This is a genomic window from Mycetocola zhadangensis, assembly GCF_003668565.1.
In the GTDB taxonomy this organism is placed as follows: Bacteria; Actinomycetota; Actinomycetes; order Actinomycetales; family Microbacteriaceae; genus Mycetocola_A; species Mycetocola_A zhadangensis.
Window position 1 is genome coordinate 330,844 of the sequence record NZ_RCWJ01000003.1, and the last position, 15,673, is coordinate 346,516.

Annotated in this window: 13 protein-coding genes; 10 read left to right on the plus strand and 3 right to left on the minus strand. The window is 62.9% G+C overall.

Annotated features, from left to right (window positions below; translation table 11 throughout):
• Nucleotides 1-6 precede the first annotated feature (6 nt).
• The gene (locus tag D9V28_RS12240; protein ID WP_121660013.1) at nucleotides 7-756 is read left to right on the plus strand and encodes an SDR family NAD(P)-dependent oxidoreductase; all 750 of its coding nucleotides are present in this window, start codon (nucleotides 7-9) and stop codon (nucleotides 754-756) included.
• Nucleotides 757-786: 30 nt separating this feature from the next.
• Here the strand turns inward: D9V28_RS12240 and D9V28_RS12245 are convergent, their stop codons facing one another.
• Nucleotides 787-1,989, minus strand: a complete 1,203-nt coding sequence (locus D9V28_RS12245) for an ROK family protein (RefSeq protein ID WP_121660014.1) — start codon at nucleotides 1,987-1,989, stop codon at nucleotides 787-789.
• Between the two features lie 488 nt (nucleotides 1,990-2,477).
• Here D9V28_RS12245 and D9V28_RS12250 point away from each other — a divergent pair, with 488 nt between their 5' ends.
• The 6 genes from D9V28_RS12250 to D9V28_RS12275 all read left to right on the plus strand — a co-directional run bounded on the left by D9V28_RS12250 (nucleotide 2,478) and on the right by D9V28_RS12275 (nucleotide 11,241).
• Complete coding sequence (locus D9V28_RS12250; protein WP_121660015.1) at nucleotides 2,478-3,878, plus strand: extracellular solute-binding protein; 1,401 nt, start codon at nucleotides 2,478-2,480, stop codon at nucleotides 3,876-3,878.
• A 78-nt stretch (nucleotides 3,879-3,956) separates the two neighbouring features.
• The gene (locus tag D9V28_RS12255) at nucleotides 3,957-4,937 is read left to right on the plus strand and encodes a carbohydrate ABC transporter permease (RefSeq protein WP_121660016.1); all 981 of its coding nucleotides are present in this window, start codon (nucleotides 3,957-3,959) and stop codon (nucleotides 4,935-4,937) included.
• The gene (locus tag D9V28_RS12260) at nucleotides 4,934-5,812 is read left to right on the plus strand and encodes a carbohydrate ABC transporter permease (protein ID WP_121660017.1); all 879 of its coding nucleotides are present in this window, start codon (nucleotides 4,934-4,936) and stop codon (nucleotides 5,810-5,812) included. The genes D9V28_RS12255 and D9V28_RS12260 overlap by 4 nt, the downstream gene beginning before the upstream one ends.
• Nucleotides 5,812-7,182: an alpha-L-fucosidase gene (locus D9V28_RS12265; RefSeq protein ID WP_121660018.1), complete on the plus strand. Its 1,371-nt coding sequence runs from the start codon at nucleotides 5,812-5,814 to the stop codon at nucleotides 7,180-7,182. Before D9V28_RS12260 ends, D9V28_RS12265 begins: the two co-directional genes overlap by 1 nt.
• A 56-nt stretch (nucleotides 7,183-7,238) precedes the next feature.
• Nucleotides 7,239-10,193 carry a glycoside hydrolase family 2 TIM barrel-domain containing protein gene (locus tag D9V28_RS12270; RefSeq protein ID WP_229728156.1) on the plus strand — a complete coding sequence of 985 codons (2,955 nt, stop codon included), beginning with the start codon at nucleotides 7,239-7,241 and terminating at the stop codon, nucleotides 10,191-10,193.
• Nucleotides 10,194-10,311: 118 nt separating this feature from the next.
• Nucleotides 10,312-11,241 carry a DUF808 family protein gene (locus tag D9V28_RS12275; RefSeq protein ID WP_121660020.1) on the plus strand — a complete coding sequence of 310 codons (930 nt, stop codon included), beginning with the start codon at nucleotides 10,312-10,314 and terminating at the stop codon, nucleotides 11,239-11,241.
• A gap of 56 nt (nucleotides 11,242-11,297) precedes the next feature.
• Here the strand turns inward: D9V28_RS12275 and D9V28_RS12280 are convergent, their stop codons facing one another.
• The gene (locus tag D9V28_RS12280) at nucleotides 11,298-11,918 is read right to left on the minus strand and encodes a thymidine kinase (RefSeq protein WP_121660021.1); all 621 of its coding nucleotides are present in this window, start codon (nucleotides 11,916-11,918) and stop codon (nucleotides 11,298-11,300) included.
• 71 nt (nucleotides 11,919-11,989) lie between these two features.
• Between D9V28_RS12280 and D9V28_RS12285 the strand changes: the two genes are divergently transcribed.
• From D9V28_RS12285 to D9V28_RS12295, 3 genes are all read left to right on the plus strand, one after another.
• On the plus strand, nucleotides 11,990-12,865 hold the full coding sequence (locus tag D9V28_RS12285; protein WP_121660022.1) for an alpha/beta hydrolase: 876 nt from the start codon (nucleotides 11,990-11,992) through the stop codon (nucleotides 12,863-12,865).
• 80 nt (nucleotides 12,866-12,945) lie between these two features.
• A complete protein-coding gene (locus D9V28_RS12290; RefSeq protein WP_121660023.1) occupies nucleotides 12,946-13,593 on the plus strand; it encodes a LysE family translocator in 648 nt (215 codons plus the stop codon).
• Between the two features lie 201 nt (nucleotides 13,594-13,794).
• On the plus strand, nucleotides 13,795-14,064 hold the full coding sequence (locus D9V28_RS12295) for a hypothetical protein (RefSeq protein WP_121660024.1): 270 nt from the start codon (nucleotides 13,795-13,797) through the stop codon (nucleotides 14,062-14,064).
• 125 nt (nucleotides 14,065-14,189) lie between these two features.
• Here D9V28_RS12295 and D9V28_RS12300 read toward each other — a convergent pair whose 3' ends face one another.
• Nucleotides 14,190-15,671: a S8 family serine peptidase gene (locus tag D9V28_RS12300; protein ID WP_121660025.1), complete on the minus strand. Its 1,482-nt coding sequence runs from the start codon at nucleotides 15,669-15,671 to the stop codon at nucleotides 14,190-14,192.
• Nucleotides 15,672-15,673 lie beyond the last annotated feature (2 nt).

Consider the following 15,673-nt stretch of genomic DNA (forward strand, 5'->3'; position numbering starts at 1 on the left):
GTACACATGTCAGAGTTCGACAGCCTCGTCGCCGTTGTCACCGGAGGGGCGTCCGGGATCGGCGCAGCCATTTCCGCGCGCCTGGCCGAAGGGGGCGCAACAGTCGCCATCCTTGACCTCCATCCCGACCACGCCGACCAGAACTACTTCGCCGTGGAGGCGGACATCGCCGACCGTGCCTCGGTTCACGCTGCCATCGCCCGGGTCGCTGAGAAGTTCGGGCGCATTGACATCGTGATCAACAACGCGGGAATCGGAGCCCAGGGCACCGTCGCAGACAACGACGACGACGAATGGGCCCGCGTGCTCAGCATCAATGTCACGGGTATCGCCAGGGTCACCAGTGCGGCGCTGCCCTGGCTGCGGAAGTCTCCGTCACCTGCTGTCGTCAACACGTCGTCGATCGCCGCAACAGCCGGCCTTCCGGCCAGGGCGCTCTACAGCGCCTCCAAGGGGGCCGTGCTGTCGCTGACCCGAGCGATGGCCGCAGACCACGTGCGCGATGGCATCCGTGTTAACGCTGTAAATCCCGGAACCGCAGACACGCCGTGGGTCGGTCGACTGCTCGACTCCGCTGTCGACCCTGAAGCCGAGAAAGCTGCCCTGAACGCCCGGCAGCCACACGGGCGACTCGTTCACGCGGCCGAAGTGGCCGACGCTGTCGCGTATCTGGCAAGCCCGCGCTCGGGATCAACGAACGGCACCTCGATCGCCGTTGACGGCGGCATGCAGGAGTTGCGACTCCGCAAAGAGTAGGTCGGCCCGTCTCCTCGTACGGGACGAAGATCAGGCGTCGCCGCCCCACCGCTCGCGCCTCGCAAGGGCACGACCCAGATGCAGCGCGCCTTCCAGTTCGGCCTGCTCGTGGTGCCGACCGGTAATCACGGTCGCATCGAGCGGCGACATTTTCCGAAATTCTTCCTCGACGCGGGCGGCGAGCGGTACTCCCCCGGCAATCGACGTTGAGCCCTGCAGCACGAAGAGTCCCGGATCAACGACCGAGGCGATCGACGCACACGCCACAGCGATTCGGCGGGCCACTTCACCGAGGTAGCCCTGCAGGCGCTCGTCACGTGAGTGCCCCGCCCGACGCAGAAGAACACCGGGCGAGCCGGCAGGGAACCCCATGTCGGTCATCAGCGACCGGAGGCCGTGCGCACCGATCAGACTCTGCAGGTCGCCCTCAAAACCGCCACCGCCCGGTCTCACCGGAAGAACCGGCGCACCTGGAACTGGTGTGTATCCGATCTCTCCAGCGGCGCCGGACGCACCGATCAGCGGTGAGCCATTCACCATGAGGCACAGTCCAACACCGGTTCCGACCCACATCAGGGCGAACGTTCGTCGATGACGCAGGTCGTCGGCTTGTCCCTCGCTCATCGCGGCAAGCTGCACACCGTTCAACAACTGGAGTGGAGACGCGATCCCTTGCCGCAGGGGCTCGAGCAGCCGACCGCGCCAGCGAGGGAGGTCCCAGGAGAAGCCCAGATCGCCGGTCGCCTCGTCAACGATCCCGGGAACGCCAACGACCGTTCGGTCGATCGAGCTGGCCGGAATTCCGGCCTGACGAATCGATGTCGTGATGGCGTCGACGATCTGGTCGGGAAGCGGCCGACGATCGACGGTGTGGACGACCGTCTCGAGTGCCGGTCCACCGGCAAGGTCGCCGATCGCCGCCGAAATCTTTCGGTCACGAATGTTGGCCCCTGCCACGAACCAGCGTCCGGAAACCAGCCCGTACAACACTGCCCGCGGACCCGGGCGGGTCTGTCGCTCTTCCCCAACGGGCTGGATATGTCCGGCGCTTTCCAGCCGCTTGATGAGGTCGATCGCCGTTGGCTGCGACACCCCCAGAATGTCCCGCACTTGCGTTCGACTCAGTGGCCCCTGCTGCGCGAAGAGGTCGAGCGCGAGCCGGTCGTTCACCTGGCGCGTGATTGTGGGCGCGCGACGGGTTGCCACGTCGTCTGGCGGAACGTAGTTCGACATCAATCCTCAGCCCTCTCCTTAGCCCGGAGAATACCGGCACCGGTGCAAGCGGGGTGAGCCCACCAGCCACCGCAGCCGCAATATTACGCGCTGCCGTGAACAAAGATTCCGCTTGGCCGCGGCTTCGGCTTCGCCTGGAGAGGTAATCGAAGTCGGCCGAACCCCTGAATACCGCCGTTCTCGGGTGCGCTCGACGCGTGGCGTTGGCGTGGGTATTTCTAGTAGGCTCCTGACCTGTTGAAGCCTAAACATCAGGGAATACTGCGGATTTCGGACCGTCGGGCCATCATCGCGTGCGATAACTAGTAGCAGGGTTATACAATCGTAATGAAGAAAGGTCGGATCTTTAGGCCTTAATTTCGGATTTCACACGTATCGTGGAAACCAGCCCGAACCGTGTTCTCTAGCGGCTCGATCGACAAGGACGTCATCTGTGAATGACGGTCATCAGACATATGACTGCGCTTTCAGCGCTCAAAGGGAGATCCATGAAGCGGAAAAATATTGTGGGGAGCGCTGCCGTTTTCGCAGTTGCGTGCCTCACGTTGTCAGGATGCGCTGGCGGAGCGAGCGACTCGTCCAGCTCGACCGGCGGGGCTCCGAAGCCGGACGTCAGTTGTGACGTCCCCGCAGCGAACCTCGACAACAAAGCTGTTGACACGTCTGAAGCAACCGGCGAGATCACCTTCATGACGCAGGGGCTCAAGGGAACATTCGACGACTTCTTCACCGCACAGATTGCCGAGTTCGAGGCGGAACACCCCGGAGCCAAGATCAACTGGACCGACATGGGTGGCGACGCTGACTTCGACACGAAGATGGTGACTCAGGCCGCCAACTGCTCGATGGCCGATGTCATCAATGTGCCGTCCTCGACCGTCCTCGCGCTCTCGAAGGCGAACCTGCTCCTCGACTTCGACACGAAGTCCCCCGACCTCGGTGAGACTTTTGTTCCGACCGTGTGGGACTCGATCGACCTCGGAGCCGATGGCGCTCACACCGCCCTTCCCTGGTACTGGGGACCCTTCATCACCACGTACAACAAAGAGGTGTTCGAACGAGCAGGCCTCGATCCGAACACCCCTCCCGCCACCATGGACGAGTACTTCGAGGCAGCGCACACGATCGCGGATGCCAAGACCGGCGACTACGCCATCTACGGCAACACTGACTGGTACCTGCTGAACCAGTGGCGCAACATGGGCGTCGAGATGATGAACTCAGACACCACAGAGTTCACCTTCGGCGACGACAAGCAGGCGCTGAAGTGGATCACCGAGATGGCGGCTCTTTACGAGAAGGGCGCTATCCCGAAGGACTCGATCATTGGAGACCTTGACCAGTCGAAGGCGTACAACGCAGGCAACCTCGCCTTTGGAACCCCGAACGCCTCGTTCCTCCGCAGCGTCAAGGAAAACAACGCCGCGGTGTACGACGTGACCGGGGTGGGAAGCGACACGGTTCCCGAGGGCAGCAACCCGCTGTTCTCCGGCCAGTACATCTCGGTGTCGGTCACGACGGAGAACACCCCTCTCGCGGTCGCCTGGGCTGAGCACATCGCCTCGGCCGAGCAGGAACTGGCCTGGGTCAACTACGGCATCGAGACGAACACCACGGTGATCTTCCCGGTCGCGAACGAGGCACTCGACAACCTTCAGGCCGCTGACACCACGAGCACCGACCCCATGGACCAGGCTCGGACGCTCGCTGCCGAGGCTGCAACTCAGGCCGAAGCGTACCCCGCTGACTTCTATGTGACCGGCGCTGTGCAGAAGGCGCTCGTCGACAACGTCAACCAGGCGATCGTCGGTCAGCTCGAACCGCAGGCGGCACTCGACGCAGCCGAATCGAAGATGAACACGCTTCTCGCGAAGCTTCTGGCTGACTAGGCAGCAGCTGTCCAACTAATCCGAGTGGTGGGCGCCGGATTCCCGGCGCCCACCACTTTTTCGATCGAATGAAGGAACATGGCAACCCTGACTGATGTCAAGCGACCGCCGCGACAAACAGAGCGGGCGACGAAGAAACGTCCACGCACGAGCGGCAAAGACCTCAACGGCGCCGCCCGATTCCGTCCAGCGTGGATGCCGTTGCTGTGGCTTCTCGCTCCCATTGGCGTCGTCGCTGCGTTCTACCTCTACCCGTTCCTGAACATCATTTTCCTCTCCTTCACCGACGCGAGCCCGCTCTCCGGCAACGGGGATTTCGTGGGGTTGGAGAACTACCAGTTCCTCGCCAACGACCCGGTGTTCTGGAACGCGGTCCTCAACTCAGTTGTCTACGCAATTTGTGTGGTTCCACTGATGGTGGCGCTCCCGCTTCTGCTGGCCGTGCTGCTCAAAGACCACATCCCCGGCATCGGTTTCTTCCGGTCGCTGTTCTACATTCCTGCCATCAGCTCTCTCGTGGTCGTCTCGCTCGCGTGGACCGCCATCCTGAAAGACAACGGCACACTCAACACCACGCTGATGGATCTGCAACTCATCAGTGAACCGCTCCCCTTCCTCACCGGGCGCTGGTTCCTTCTCTTCTCTGCGATGGCCGTTACGCTCTGGCAGGGGCTGCCCTATTACATGGTTCTCTACCTCGCAGCCCTGTCCAACGTCGACCGCTCGCTATACGAGGCCGCGGCTGTGGACGGCGCTGGACCGATCAGACGTTTCTTCACGGTGACCGTCCCTGGAGTGCGCATCATGATGTCGCTCGTCGGAATCCTCACAATGATCGGCTCGATCAAGATCTTCACCGAGGTGCATCTGCTGTCGAACGGATCGGGCGGCATCGGCGGCGAATCGCAGACGCTCACTATGTACATTCGCTCTGTCGGCCTCGACCCGACATACGGTTCTCTCGGCCAGGGCGCTGCGGGCTCCGTGTTCCTCTTCCTTCTCACGCTCGGCCTGCTCCTGATGAGTCAGCGCCTCAACCGAAAGGCGGAAGAACAATGACAACTGCCGCGCTCACATCTCGTCGCCGCCGCGGCCGTGCCGGGTTCGGCACCGTCCAGGGGAAGGCGCTCGCGCTCCGATACGTGATTCTCAGCGTTGTCGGCGTGCTTCTTTTGGGACCCCTGCTCCTCCCGCTCATGGCCGCGTTCAAGGCACCGGGCGAACCTGTCTTCGGACAGGGAGCAAGCCTGATCCCCCGCGAGTGGTCGCTCGACGCTTTCGTCCAGCTGTTCACCCAGACCGAAATCGTCCGCTTCATCGGAAACTCGTTAATCGTCTGCGGGCTCACCGTGGTGTCCGCGCTCATTCTGTCGACAGTCGGCGGATACATGCTTTCACGCCGCGGTTGGAAAGGTCGGGGCATCGCCCTCGTCGTGGTGCTTTCCACGATGATCTTCCCGTTCGAGTCGATCATGTTGTCCCTGTACGCACAGGTGCGCGATCTCGGGCTCTATGACACGCTGCCCGGTATTTGGCTCCCCATGATGCTCGGCCCCTTCCACCTGTTGCTCATGCGGGCGGCGTTCCTGGGCATTGCCGACGAAGTCGAGGATGCAGCGCTCCTCGACGGCGCCGGCGAATGGCACCGGTTCTGGTACATCTTCCTGCCGCAGGTGAAGGGGTCGCTGACGGTTGTCGGACTCACCGCGTTCATCGCGGCATGGCAGGACTATCTGTGGCCACTCCTGATCACACAGTCCTCGGGCAACACGACGATGATGCTGGGGATCGCCCAGCTGCAGTCCTCGTTCGGCACCGACTACCGTGTTGTCCTCGCGGGAGCGATCGCCGCCCTCGTGCCCATCGCAATTGTGTTCTTCTTCACCCAGAAGTACTTCTTCAAAGGTGTGGAAGAAGGAGGCCTGAAGTTCTAATGACCGATTCACACAGCACAGCACCTCAGATCGAAGGTGTCGAGATTGACCTCGGCACCGATGAGGTCGACTATGAATGGCCGACTAACCCGGAAACACTTTCTGCGCTCGAGCATTGGCGTGACCTCAAGGTCGGCGTGCTCATTCACTGGGGTATCTACTCGCACATTGGGCAAGCGGGCTCATGGTCACTTCACCGCGAGCACCTGGGAGATTTCACTGACCCTCCCGCGGACTGGGAGGGCACCGACGCGGAGTACCACGACTGGTACAACAACCAGATGCGGGCGTTCTCCGGCCCGGATTACGATGCCGCCGAGTGGGCTGCTGCATGTGCTGGCAGCGGCGCGAAGTACATGATTTTCACCGCGAAGCACCACGACGGGTTCGCGATGTATGACACGCGCTACTCCAGTTTCAAGTCCACGTCAGAGGGCAGCGGCCTCAAACGTGATGTCATGCGTGAAACGTTCGACGCGTTCCGCGAGGAGAACCTCGAGGTGGGGGTCTACTTCTCCAAAGCTGATTGGAATCACCCGGGCTATTGGGATCGCGCAGAGCCCATCTCCGATCGTTTCCACAACTATGACATCGCCGAGCGCCCACGGCAGTGGGGCTCCTTTGTTGACTACACGCACGCCCAAATTGAGGAGCTGCTGACTCACTACGGAAAAGTGAACGTGTTGTGGCTGGATGCGGGATGGGTGCGGGAGCCCGCGGAACCGATCGATATGCCAAGCCTGGCCGCCAACGCTCTGACCGCTCAGCCTGATCTTCTGATTGTTGATCGCACAGTGCATGGACCATACGAGCTGTATCGGACACCCGAGCAGGTGATCCCGCCGCAGCCGATCAGCAGCCCGTGGGAATCCTGCATTCCCATGACTGATCACTGGTGTTCCATCGTGCGCGATGAGGCGGCGAGGCCCCTTGCGGATATTCTCCGAGAGCTCGCAGCCGTAGTGACTCGCGGGGGCAACTACCTCATCGGTGTTGGCCCTGACGCGACAGGTCACCTGTCACGTCCCGTCGCACAGCGATTGGCCGAACTCGGCGAGTGGCTCGATGCCAACGGGAAGGCGGTGTACGGTTCGCGGGCCGAAGACGTCGCCCTGTCCTCGGACGTGTTGAGCTGGGCAGCAACCCGGCGGGCTGAGGTTGTCTATGCCTTCGGAATCGCCGGAACTGGCGAGCACACGCCCGAGGTCGAGCTGCATTTCCCCCGGGAATTCACCTCAGCACGGCTTATGGACGGAACGGTGCTGCCGATTCGTTCGGCAGACGCCGACAACGTGGTGCTTGTGCCGCCAGGGAACGCGCCGGTGATCATCGTGGCTCTTGAACGGACTGAAAAGGAACCTACGACTTGAGTGCTCGTGTGATTCCGCAACCCGAGTACACACGAGTCGTAGCGCCGTCCTCGCACGTGCGCAGCAATGCCGGCGAGATAACGCTGAATGGAGAGTGGAGATTCCAACTTCTGAACTGCGGCAGTACCAGGGGTGACGGTTCGATCACGGTGCCCAGCCATTGGGTTCTTCCAGCGAACTCCGGCCGCGGGAATCCCATCTACACAAACCTCGTCTACCCGATTCCCCTCGACCCGCCCAGCGTTCCGGACAACAACCCGACAGCGGAGTACGAGCGTTCTGTGGAGGTGCCGGCGGACTGGTTCGGCACCGGGCGGGTCTTCCTCCGCACCGAAGGCATCGAATCCCACGCCGAGGTGTGGGTCAACGGAACGCGAGCCGGATCTCGCCTTGGCTCGCGCCTCGTCCACGAGCTCGACGTCAGCGATCTTGTGGTGCCTGGCAGAAACTCGGTTCGGATCCTCGTGCGGCAATGGTCGATTGGGACGTATCTCGAAGATCAGGACCAGTGGTGGCTCCCGGGTATCTTCCGGGACGTCACCCTGCGTCACCGCCCGGAGGGCTGCATCGACGATGTCTGGGTGCGCACGTCCTTCGACCCCGAAACCGGCAGCGGAACTCTGCACCCAGATATCCGGGCGGAATCCGTTGCCTGGCCCATCCGCCTTGAGATTGCGGCCCTCGGGGTGGACGCCACCTTCGCTGACCCCTCGCAGGTGCATACGATAAAGATTCCGTCCGTGCTTCCCTGGTCAGACGAGAGTCCGGCTCTGTATGAGGTCACCCTCACGTCGAGCGGCGAGTCGGTCGCCTTCGCGACCGGCTTCCGAAGCGTAACTGTGAAAAACGGGGTCCTTCGCGCCAACGGGAGGCCGCTGAACATCCGTGGTGTCAACCGCCATGAGATTCACTCCGAACGCGGTCGCGTCTTCGATGAAGCATCCGCTCGGGCAGATCTCGAGCTGATGAAGCGACACAACGTCAACGCAATTCGTACGGCGCATTCACCACCCCACCCTCGATTGCTCGATCTCGCCGATGAACTCGGGCTTTGGGTGATGCTCGAATGTGACCTCGAAACCCACGGGTTCGAGCTCGCACACTGGGAGGGCAACCCCAGCGATGATCCGGCGTGGCGGCAACACTTCATGGACCGCATCGAGCGGACTGTTGAGCGCGACAAGAATCACCCGAGCATCTTCTCGTGGTCTCTGGGAAACGAAAGCGGTGAGGGGTCCAACCTCGCAGCGATGGCAGCGTGGGTCAAACATCGTGACCCTGACAGGCTTGTGCACTACGAGAGTGACCACCGCGCTGAGTACACCGAGATCTATTCGCGGATGTACCCGGCCCTTGAGGAAATCGAAGCGTTCCTCGCCGACAACGGCCCAATCGCCGTCTCACACCATCCTGCCTCTCACGTGACCGAGGCGGAGGCCGCTCGCGCGCGAACACTCCCCTATCTCATGGTGGAGTACCTTCACGCGATGGGGACAGGACCGGGCGGAGCCGCCGACTATCAGCGCCTCGTCGAGTCGAACGAACGTATGGCGGGCGGGTTCGTGTGGGAATGGCGCGACCACGCGTTGAAAACCACAACACAGGACGGCCGCCCCTACCTCGCATACGGGGGCGACTTCGGCGAAGTCGTACACGATGGCACGTTTATTGCCGACGGACTCGTCTCGGCCGACGGGTTCGTCTCATCGGGTCTTCTGGACTGGGCTCAAAGCGTCGCGCCCGTTCGGTCGAGCTGGGAGAACGGCGCTATTCACGTCAGCTCCGACCTCCGCCACACCACAACAGAATCCCTGAAGATCGTGTGGAGGATCGAGCGCGACGGCGTGGCACAGGCGGACGGCGTCCTCGCCCTCGAATCCATCCCGCCCTCGTCCGGACGCCGACTCGCGGCGACAAGCGAGCTTTCATCTGCGGTATCGGACGCCTCTCGCGGCACCTCAGGGGAGAACTGGCTCACGCTTGAGATTCGTCACGGGGCAACCGCGCCTGCGTGGCTGACGGGCGCGCTCATCCACCGCAGCCAAGCACCCTTGAACCAGTACGTGTCGGACCCGTCTGGCTCGGAGCGCGGCGAAGTTCGAGCGTCGGAGACGAAGCGAACCGAACAAACGGAGCCGGATCTCGTTGTCGGCCCAACGCTTGTCGACCCCGCCAACGGCGGGCTGCTGAGGATCGGCACTGTGCCCGTGAACGACCTGGGTCTCATCGCATGGCGTGCGCCAACGGACAACGACCGCGGACACGGGCCAATCGACTACCTTCATGCCGCGCCGGAGGCCACGCTCGGAGCCGGGTCAGGGCTCCGAGGTCCGTCCTCAGCCGACCGATGGCAGGATGCCGGACTGAATCGGCTCGTGTCGTCATCCGTGGGGTCCACACTGTCCGACTTCTCGGCGTCCGCCCACACACGGTGGGGGGCAGCGGGATCAGCTGCGGCGATTGACTGCGTTCGCTCATGGACGCAGATCGACGCGAACACAGCCCGGCTCGACGTTCGAATCAGCCCGCGTGGCACCTGGGACACGTTTTGGCCACGGGTGGGTCTGCACCTCGCGCTGCCGAATCTCTTGTGGGATGTGGAATGGTTTGGGCTGGGACCGCAGGAGAGCTACCCGGACATGCGTTCAGGTGCCTTCCTGTCGCGCCATCAGCGCCCGATGAACGAGCTTGTGGATCCGCAAGTGCACCCACAGGAAGCTGGACACCGCTCGGACCTTCGTGACCTGGCGCTCAGCTCTCCGTCGACCGAGACGATCGTGCGGATTCGCCGTGTGCACGGGGACCTCGGGTTCTCTCTGCGTGCGTGGAGCCCGCAGGAGCTCGATCTCGCCGCGCATCCGCACGAGTTGCCGACGCCAACGCACGCCCACCTGATCCTGGACCTGGCGATGCACGGCCTGGGGTCACGGTCATGCGGCCCGGACGTGCGACCGCCATACCAGCTGCGGCCACGTGAGCTGTCGGCAACTATCGACTTCTCCATCAGCTGACTCGAGGAGAAACTCGGCCACCGGGAATGCTGGGGCACTATAGCGCGACGAGCTGTTTGCTGCCGGCACCCGGTGCGGGTCGATTAGAGTTGACTTCCTGATCCCCATAAGGAGCCACATGTCGGTAGGTCTGCTCGCTGTCGTTGATGACATCCTCAGCGCCGCTTTGAAAGCCTCATCAAAAGCGGCCGGTGTTGTGATCGACGACGCCGCTGTCACCCCGCAGTTCGTGCAGGGTCTCACACCAGCGCGCGAGCTGCCGGTTGTCGGCAAAATCGCTCTGGGCTCCCTCCGGAACAAGTTCATCTTCATCATCCCGGTCGCGCTTCTGCTGACGGAGTTTGCACCCTGGGTTCTGCCGTACCTGCTCATCGTCGGTGGTGCGTACCTGTGCTTCGAGGGCGCTGAGAAGGTGCTCGAGTGGTTCGGTCTGCACCACGCCCACGTCGATGAGAGCTCACGCGATGAGAAGAGGCTCGTCGGTGGCGCCGTGCGAACCGACCTCATCCTGTCCACCGAGATCATGCTCATCTCCCTCTCCAACCTCGATCCGGCCATGGGCTTCTGGATGACCCTCGCCGCGCTCGCGGTGATCGCGCTCCTGATGACCGGCATTGTGTACGGCGCCGTCGCGCTGCTGGTAAAGATCGACGATGTCGGTCTGAAGATGGTCAAAAACGATAACCGACGCGTTCGGCACACCGGTGTGCGAATTGTCCGCTCAATGCCAGCGGTCTTCCGCGTGATCAGCGTCGTCGGCACCGTCGCGATGCTCTGGGTCGGAGGCCACCTGGTCCTCATCAACCTCGACGAGGTGGGAGTGCCGTTCATCGGCGACTTCATCCACGGCATTGAGCATGCACTCGAGCCGTTGGGCGGCCTCGTGGTGTGGCTGGGCGACACAACGGTTTCGGCGATCGCCGGATTGCTGCTCGGCCTCGTTGTCGTCGGAGTCGTTCTGCTGATTGGCCGACTGCGCGGCAAGAAGCCCACGTTCGCCGAAGGCGGCGTCTCACCGTCGACCGTTCACGCGAAAGCGTCGGTCTAGCGGTTCCCCTTCAGCCGCTGAGCTGAAGCGACATCTCGGCCTTCGGCTCCGCGCGGTTATCGCGAGGGTCGCGGGGCGAGCTTTCCGCCCGACTCCTGCAGGTAGCAGACCCCGCACAGTGACTCGTAGGCGACCTCGACACCGTCGATCGCAACCTGGTCGCCGTCAAAGATGAACCGATCGCCGAGTCGGCGCCCGTTGAAGATGGCCTTGCGCCCACACCGGCATATCGTCTTCAGCTCTTCGAGGCTGTGAGCGACCTCAAGCAAGCGACGGCTTCCGGGAAATGCCATGGTCTGAAAATCGGTACGGATGCCATAAGCCATCACCGGAATCGACTCGAGCAGCGCGATTCGAAGGAGGTCATCGACCTGGGCGTCGGTGAGGAACTGCGCCTCATCAACGAGCAGGCACGACACGTCGGTGTTTGTTTCCGCGAGGGTCTTCGCGCGGTGACGGGAAAAGATGTCGTAGGCGTCAGCATCCGGTTCAATAATGAAATCGACCGCACGTGAGACACCGAGGCGGCTCTCGATACTGTTGTCGCCTTTGGTGTCGACAGCGGGCTTGGCGAGGAGCACCTCGTGGCCCCGCTCCTCATAGTTGAACGCCGCCTGCAGGAGGGCCGTGCTTTTGCCGGAGTTCATCGCGCCGTAGCGGAAATACAGTTTTGCCACGGGCCTCAGTTTAGTGGCGGAACTCCCCCGCCCTGCGGTGTGCCGCCTCGAGGACCCTTCATAATTGCGGGATGGATGTGACGGTGCAGGACGACGAGATCGATGGCCCTTTCGGGCCGGTTCCGGTGCGCCGCTATTCGCCGGTGGCCGGGGGAAGCGACGCTCTGGCGCCTACCGTCGTGTGGTTACACGGTGGAGGATTTTTTCGAGGCAGCCTCAACCAACCGGAGGCGGACAGCGTTGCACATGCGTTGGCTCGGCAGGGGTATCCCGTCGTCACCGTCGACTATCGTCTGGCACCCCTTCCTCTTCTCGGGTGGCTCGGTTCTCGACAGAAGCGTTCGAACCGGTACCCGGTTGCAGTGGGCGACGTTCTCGCCGTGGTGCAGCGCCTGAGCAACAGCGTCGGGGATGCGATAGTTCTCGGCGGTGCCAGCGCGGGCGCCTGTATCGCGGCAGGAGCAGCGCTTCGCTATCAGGACGAGGGCGGCAAACTGTCTGGTGTGCTCCTCGCCTACGGTTTTTTCCACCGAACGCACCCCGCGACGATGGAAAAAGGTCACCGACCGCGAGGGCATCGGCGTTTCACTCATTCGCGTTGGGCGCTCAATCTGATGAACCGCAACTATCTGGGAAGAGCACCGGCCAGTGCTGACTGCTACGCCTTCCCGGGCGGCGGCGACCTCACGGGTTTCCCGCCGACTCTCCACCTCATCGCTGAGCGCGACGGCATGCGTCCATCGGCCGAACTGTTTGTAGCCGAGCTGGAAGCTGTAGGTTCATCGGTCGAGCGACACCTGATCAGCGGTTCTAAGCATGCGTTTCTCAATCACCCGAACGGGAACGAATTTGCGACCGGCGTGGAATTGATGAGTCAGTGGCTGAATCGCGACGCTCCCCACGAAAGAACTCATGAAGACGAGTCGGCCTTTGGTTTAAGGCTGTGAAGTCACAGCCCGTGGCAGACTGAGTGCAACTTCGCATCGATGGGGATGCTCACACCGATCTCCTTCGCGAAAGAAGCCGCATGATCTCGCTGACCGCAGCCCTCGGCATCGCCCTCGTCGAGCTTGGGCTGGCCCTCACTCCAGGGCCGAACATGATGTACCTCGTCTCGCGCAGTATCAGCCAGGGCTGGCGCGCCGGCATGATGTCGCTCTCGGGCACCGCAGTAGGTTTCGTCGTCTACATGGTGATGGCCAACCTGGGTCTTGCGGCGGTATTCCTCGTCGTCCCGTGGCTTTTCATCGTCCTTAAGGTTGCTGGCGCCGTTTACCTGCTCTGGCTGGCCTACAAGACGCTTCGCCCGGGTGGCACGTCGCTGTTTGAGACCAGCGACCTCCCTCGCGACTCCTTCGGCACGCTCTTCCGCATGGGCCTCCTGACAAACCTGCTCAACCCGAAGGTTGCGATCCTTTATCTGGCGCTCATTCCGCAATTCCTCGACCCCGCCGCTGGCAGTATCGTGGCGCAAGGATTCCAGCTTGGCGCGATTCAGATCCTTGTCGGCGTCGCGGTGAACGGCGCGATCATTCTGGCCGCGGGGTCGATCGCCACGTTCCTGCAGCGCAAGCCGATGTGGATTCGGTGGCAGAAGTGGGTTACCGGCACACTCCTCGGGGCGATCGGCGTGAAGCTTGCGATTGACGCGCCGGCTCCGGCCGTCGCACCCTAGCTTCGATACAAGCGCACCTCAAATTTGGACCCCACATCACCGAAGAGGCAAAAACACGGCCTACTTTTACTAATTCGTAAAACGTCAGAGGTGATCCGATGTCCGCATCGACCCTCGCGCAGGCTGCTCGATCCGCAAGCCGTTCTCCGTAGCGAGCACAGGGCGACGGGTAGAAACAGCCACGCTGCATTCCGGCATTTCTTGCAGCTCGCTGACAACCTCGAGGCTGAGCGTGGTGCGACCCGCGTTGGCCTTACCCTGGCTCAGCCCGCTTCAACGGGCTCGGCAGAGTGGGACACAGCCATCGCGGCGCTCTGCGAGTACCGCCTCAACGCCGATGCACTGCCCGTTCCGGACTGGATCAACGGTAGGCCGGGAAATTCGAGCGCACCGTGGTCGCCTCCGAGCAGCGACTATGACATTCCTATTGACATCGGACGGGTGCCGGCTGAGTTCCTCGCGGCATCCTGATTGAGGCTGCAACGCTGGAGAGTGTCTGATGCTCGGGGATCGGCTCGACAAGCTGGTAGCTCGCAGCACGGAGCGGGAAGGGCCGCCGAGCCACGCCGATTTTGAGAATAGGCATCCTTCGCCCGCTAATTAGCGACCCTGAACGACAACGCTGCGCTCACGCCGACATTGCCGCGTGCATCCGTCGCCCGAGCCGTGGCCTGATAGCTTCCGTTCGGGTACGCCGTCGAGTTGATGGTGGATTCCCACACTCCCGGTAAGACCTGCACTCCGGTCGCCACCCGCACGGTTCCGACCCAGAAAGTCACTCCGGTGACGCCGACGTTGTCACTCGCCGTTGCCCGGACGGGCACCGTTCCGGAGACCGTCGCACCAGACACCGGCGAGGTGATGGCGACGGTGGGCTTCGTTGTGTCGGTCGGCGTCGGAGTTGGGGTGGGCGTCGGAGTCGGCGTGGGCGTCGGAGTCGGTGTGGGCGTCGGCGTCGGCGTCGGCGTCGGCACTGTCCCCGCCGGCACCGTCGACGCGAAATAGCCGAAGTACTTGTTGCCGACCTGGCTGAGCGGGTCACCGGCGTAGACCCGACTACGGTTCGCCGCAGCAGCCTGGCCCTGCCCGATCGCCGTCTGCAGCACCTGGGGCACCGTCTTGCCAACGCAGGCTCCGCTCGGCCGCAGGCAGTTGAGCACAACCCCGGTCGCCGCCGCACTCGACATACTCGTTCCCGACTGGATGAAGTCGTAGCCGTTGCCCTTCTTGGTCGTGTACGGGCACGTCCCGTTCGCGGCGATCGTGTGCGCCCTGTCGGCCGCAGACACCGCATAGTTGCTCTTCGACGCCGGCCTGTCGTCCGGCGCGGTGATGCCAGGGCAGTTCGGAGTTCCAACCCCGCCCGGCCTGCCGTCGTAATTCACGACATTGGTCGCCGTCAACACCTCGTCGTAGGCAGCGGGCACGGTCCCTGCGAGGTCAGCGGCGCTGTTGCCCGCACCGGCCACAACCACGATCCCCGCCGCGGTGAGGTCGCAGATCTGAGCGTGCGCCAGATCACCGTTGCTTCGGCCACAGTTTCCGTCATCCGCTCCCGGATACCCGAGGCTGAGGTTCGCCACCCGAATGTTGTACCTGGCCGCGTTCGCCTTCAACCAATTCACCGCGCAGGTGAACATGTCCGGCGTTCCCCTGTTCTTCGCGTCCAGGATCCGGATCGAATAGATCGGCACACCCGGCGCGACGCCAACAATCCCTTTGTCGTCGTCAATCGCACCGATGAAACCGGAGACGCCTGTTCCGTGCCCATTGGCATCCGTCGCCGTTCCGGTCCCCGTGCAATTGACCTGCGCCGCAACGTTCAGATCCGTGTGAATGCTCACGCCACTATCGATCACCGCGACGGCCGGCCCATCCCACGCCCGATTCGCTGACCCCGCAGACACCGGCGGCAGGTTCGCCTCGTGCGACGCGATCACCGACGGAATCGTCTCGGCACCCCACGCTGGAGTCGAGATCCCCAACGGGATCGCCAGCGCCACAATGCCAAGAATTACGGATGCCACGCGGCGGCGTGGCTTGGACGGCGCACGGCCGTCGACAGTGCGGGTGGTCATGA

What these genes read in the sequence shown, in the direction of transcription:
- D9V28_RS12240 (WP_121660013.1), top strand. Translation starts at nt 7, where the DNA reads ATGTCAGAGTTCGACAGCCTCGTCGCCGTTGTCACCGGAGGGGCGTCC.
- D9V28_RS12245 (WP_121660014.1), bottom strand. Translation starts at nt 1,989, where the DNA reads ATGTCGAACTACGTTCCGCCAGACGACGTGGCAACCCGTCGCGCGCCC.
- D9V28_RS12250 (WP_121660015.1), top strand. Translation starts at nt 2,478, where the DNA reads ATGAAGCGGAAAAATATTGTGGGGAGCGCTGCCGTTTTCGCAGTTGCG.
- D9V28_RS12255 (WP_121660016.1), top strand. Translation starts at nt 3,957, where the DNA reads ATGGCAACCCTGACTGATGTCAAGCGACCGCCGCGACAAACAGAGCGG.
- D9V28_RS12260 (WP_121660017.1), top strand. Translation starts at nt 4,934, where the DNA reads ATGACAACTGCCGCGCTCACATCTCGTCGCCGCCGCGGCCGTGCCGGG.
- D9V28_RS12265 (WP_121660018.1), top strand. Translation starts at nt 5,812, where the DNA reads ATGACCGATTCACACAGCACAGCACCTCAGATCGAAGGTGTCGAGATT.
- D9V28_RS12275 (WP_121660020.1), top strand. Translation starts at nt 10,312, where the DNA reads ATGTCGGTAGGTCTGCTCGCTGTCGTTGATGACATCCTCAGCGCCGCT.
- D9V28_RS12285 (WP_121660022.1), top strand. Translation starts at nt 11,990, where the DNA reads ATGGATGTGACGGTGCAGGACGACGAGATCGATGGCCCTTTCGGGCCG.
- D9V28_RS12290 (WP_121660023.1), top strand. Translation starts at nt 12,946, where the DNA reads ATGATCTCGCTGACCGCAGCCCTCGGCATCGCCCTCGTCGAGCTTGGG.
- D9V28_RS12300 (WP_121660025.1), bottom strand. Translation starts at nt 15,671, where the DNA reads ATGACCACCCGCACTGTCGACGGCCGTGCGCCGTCCAAGCCACGCCGC.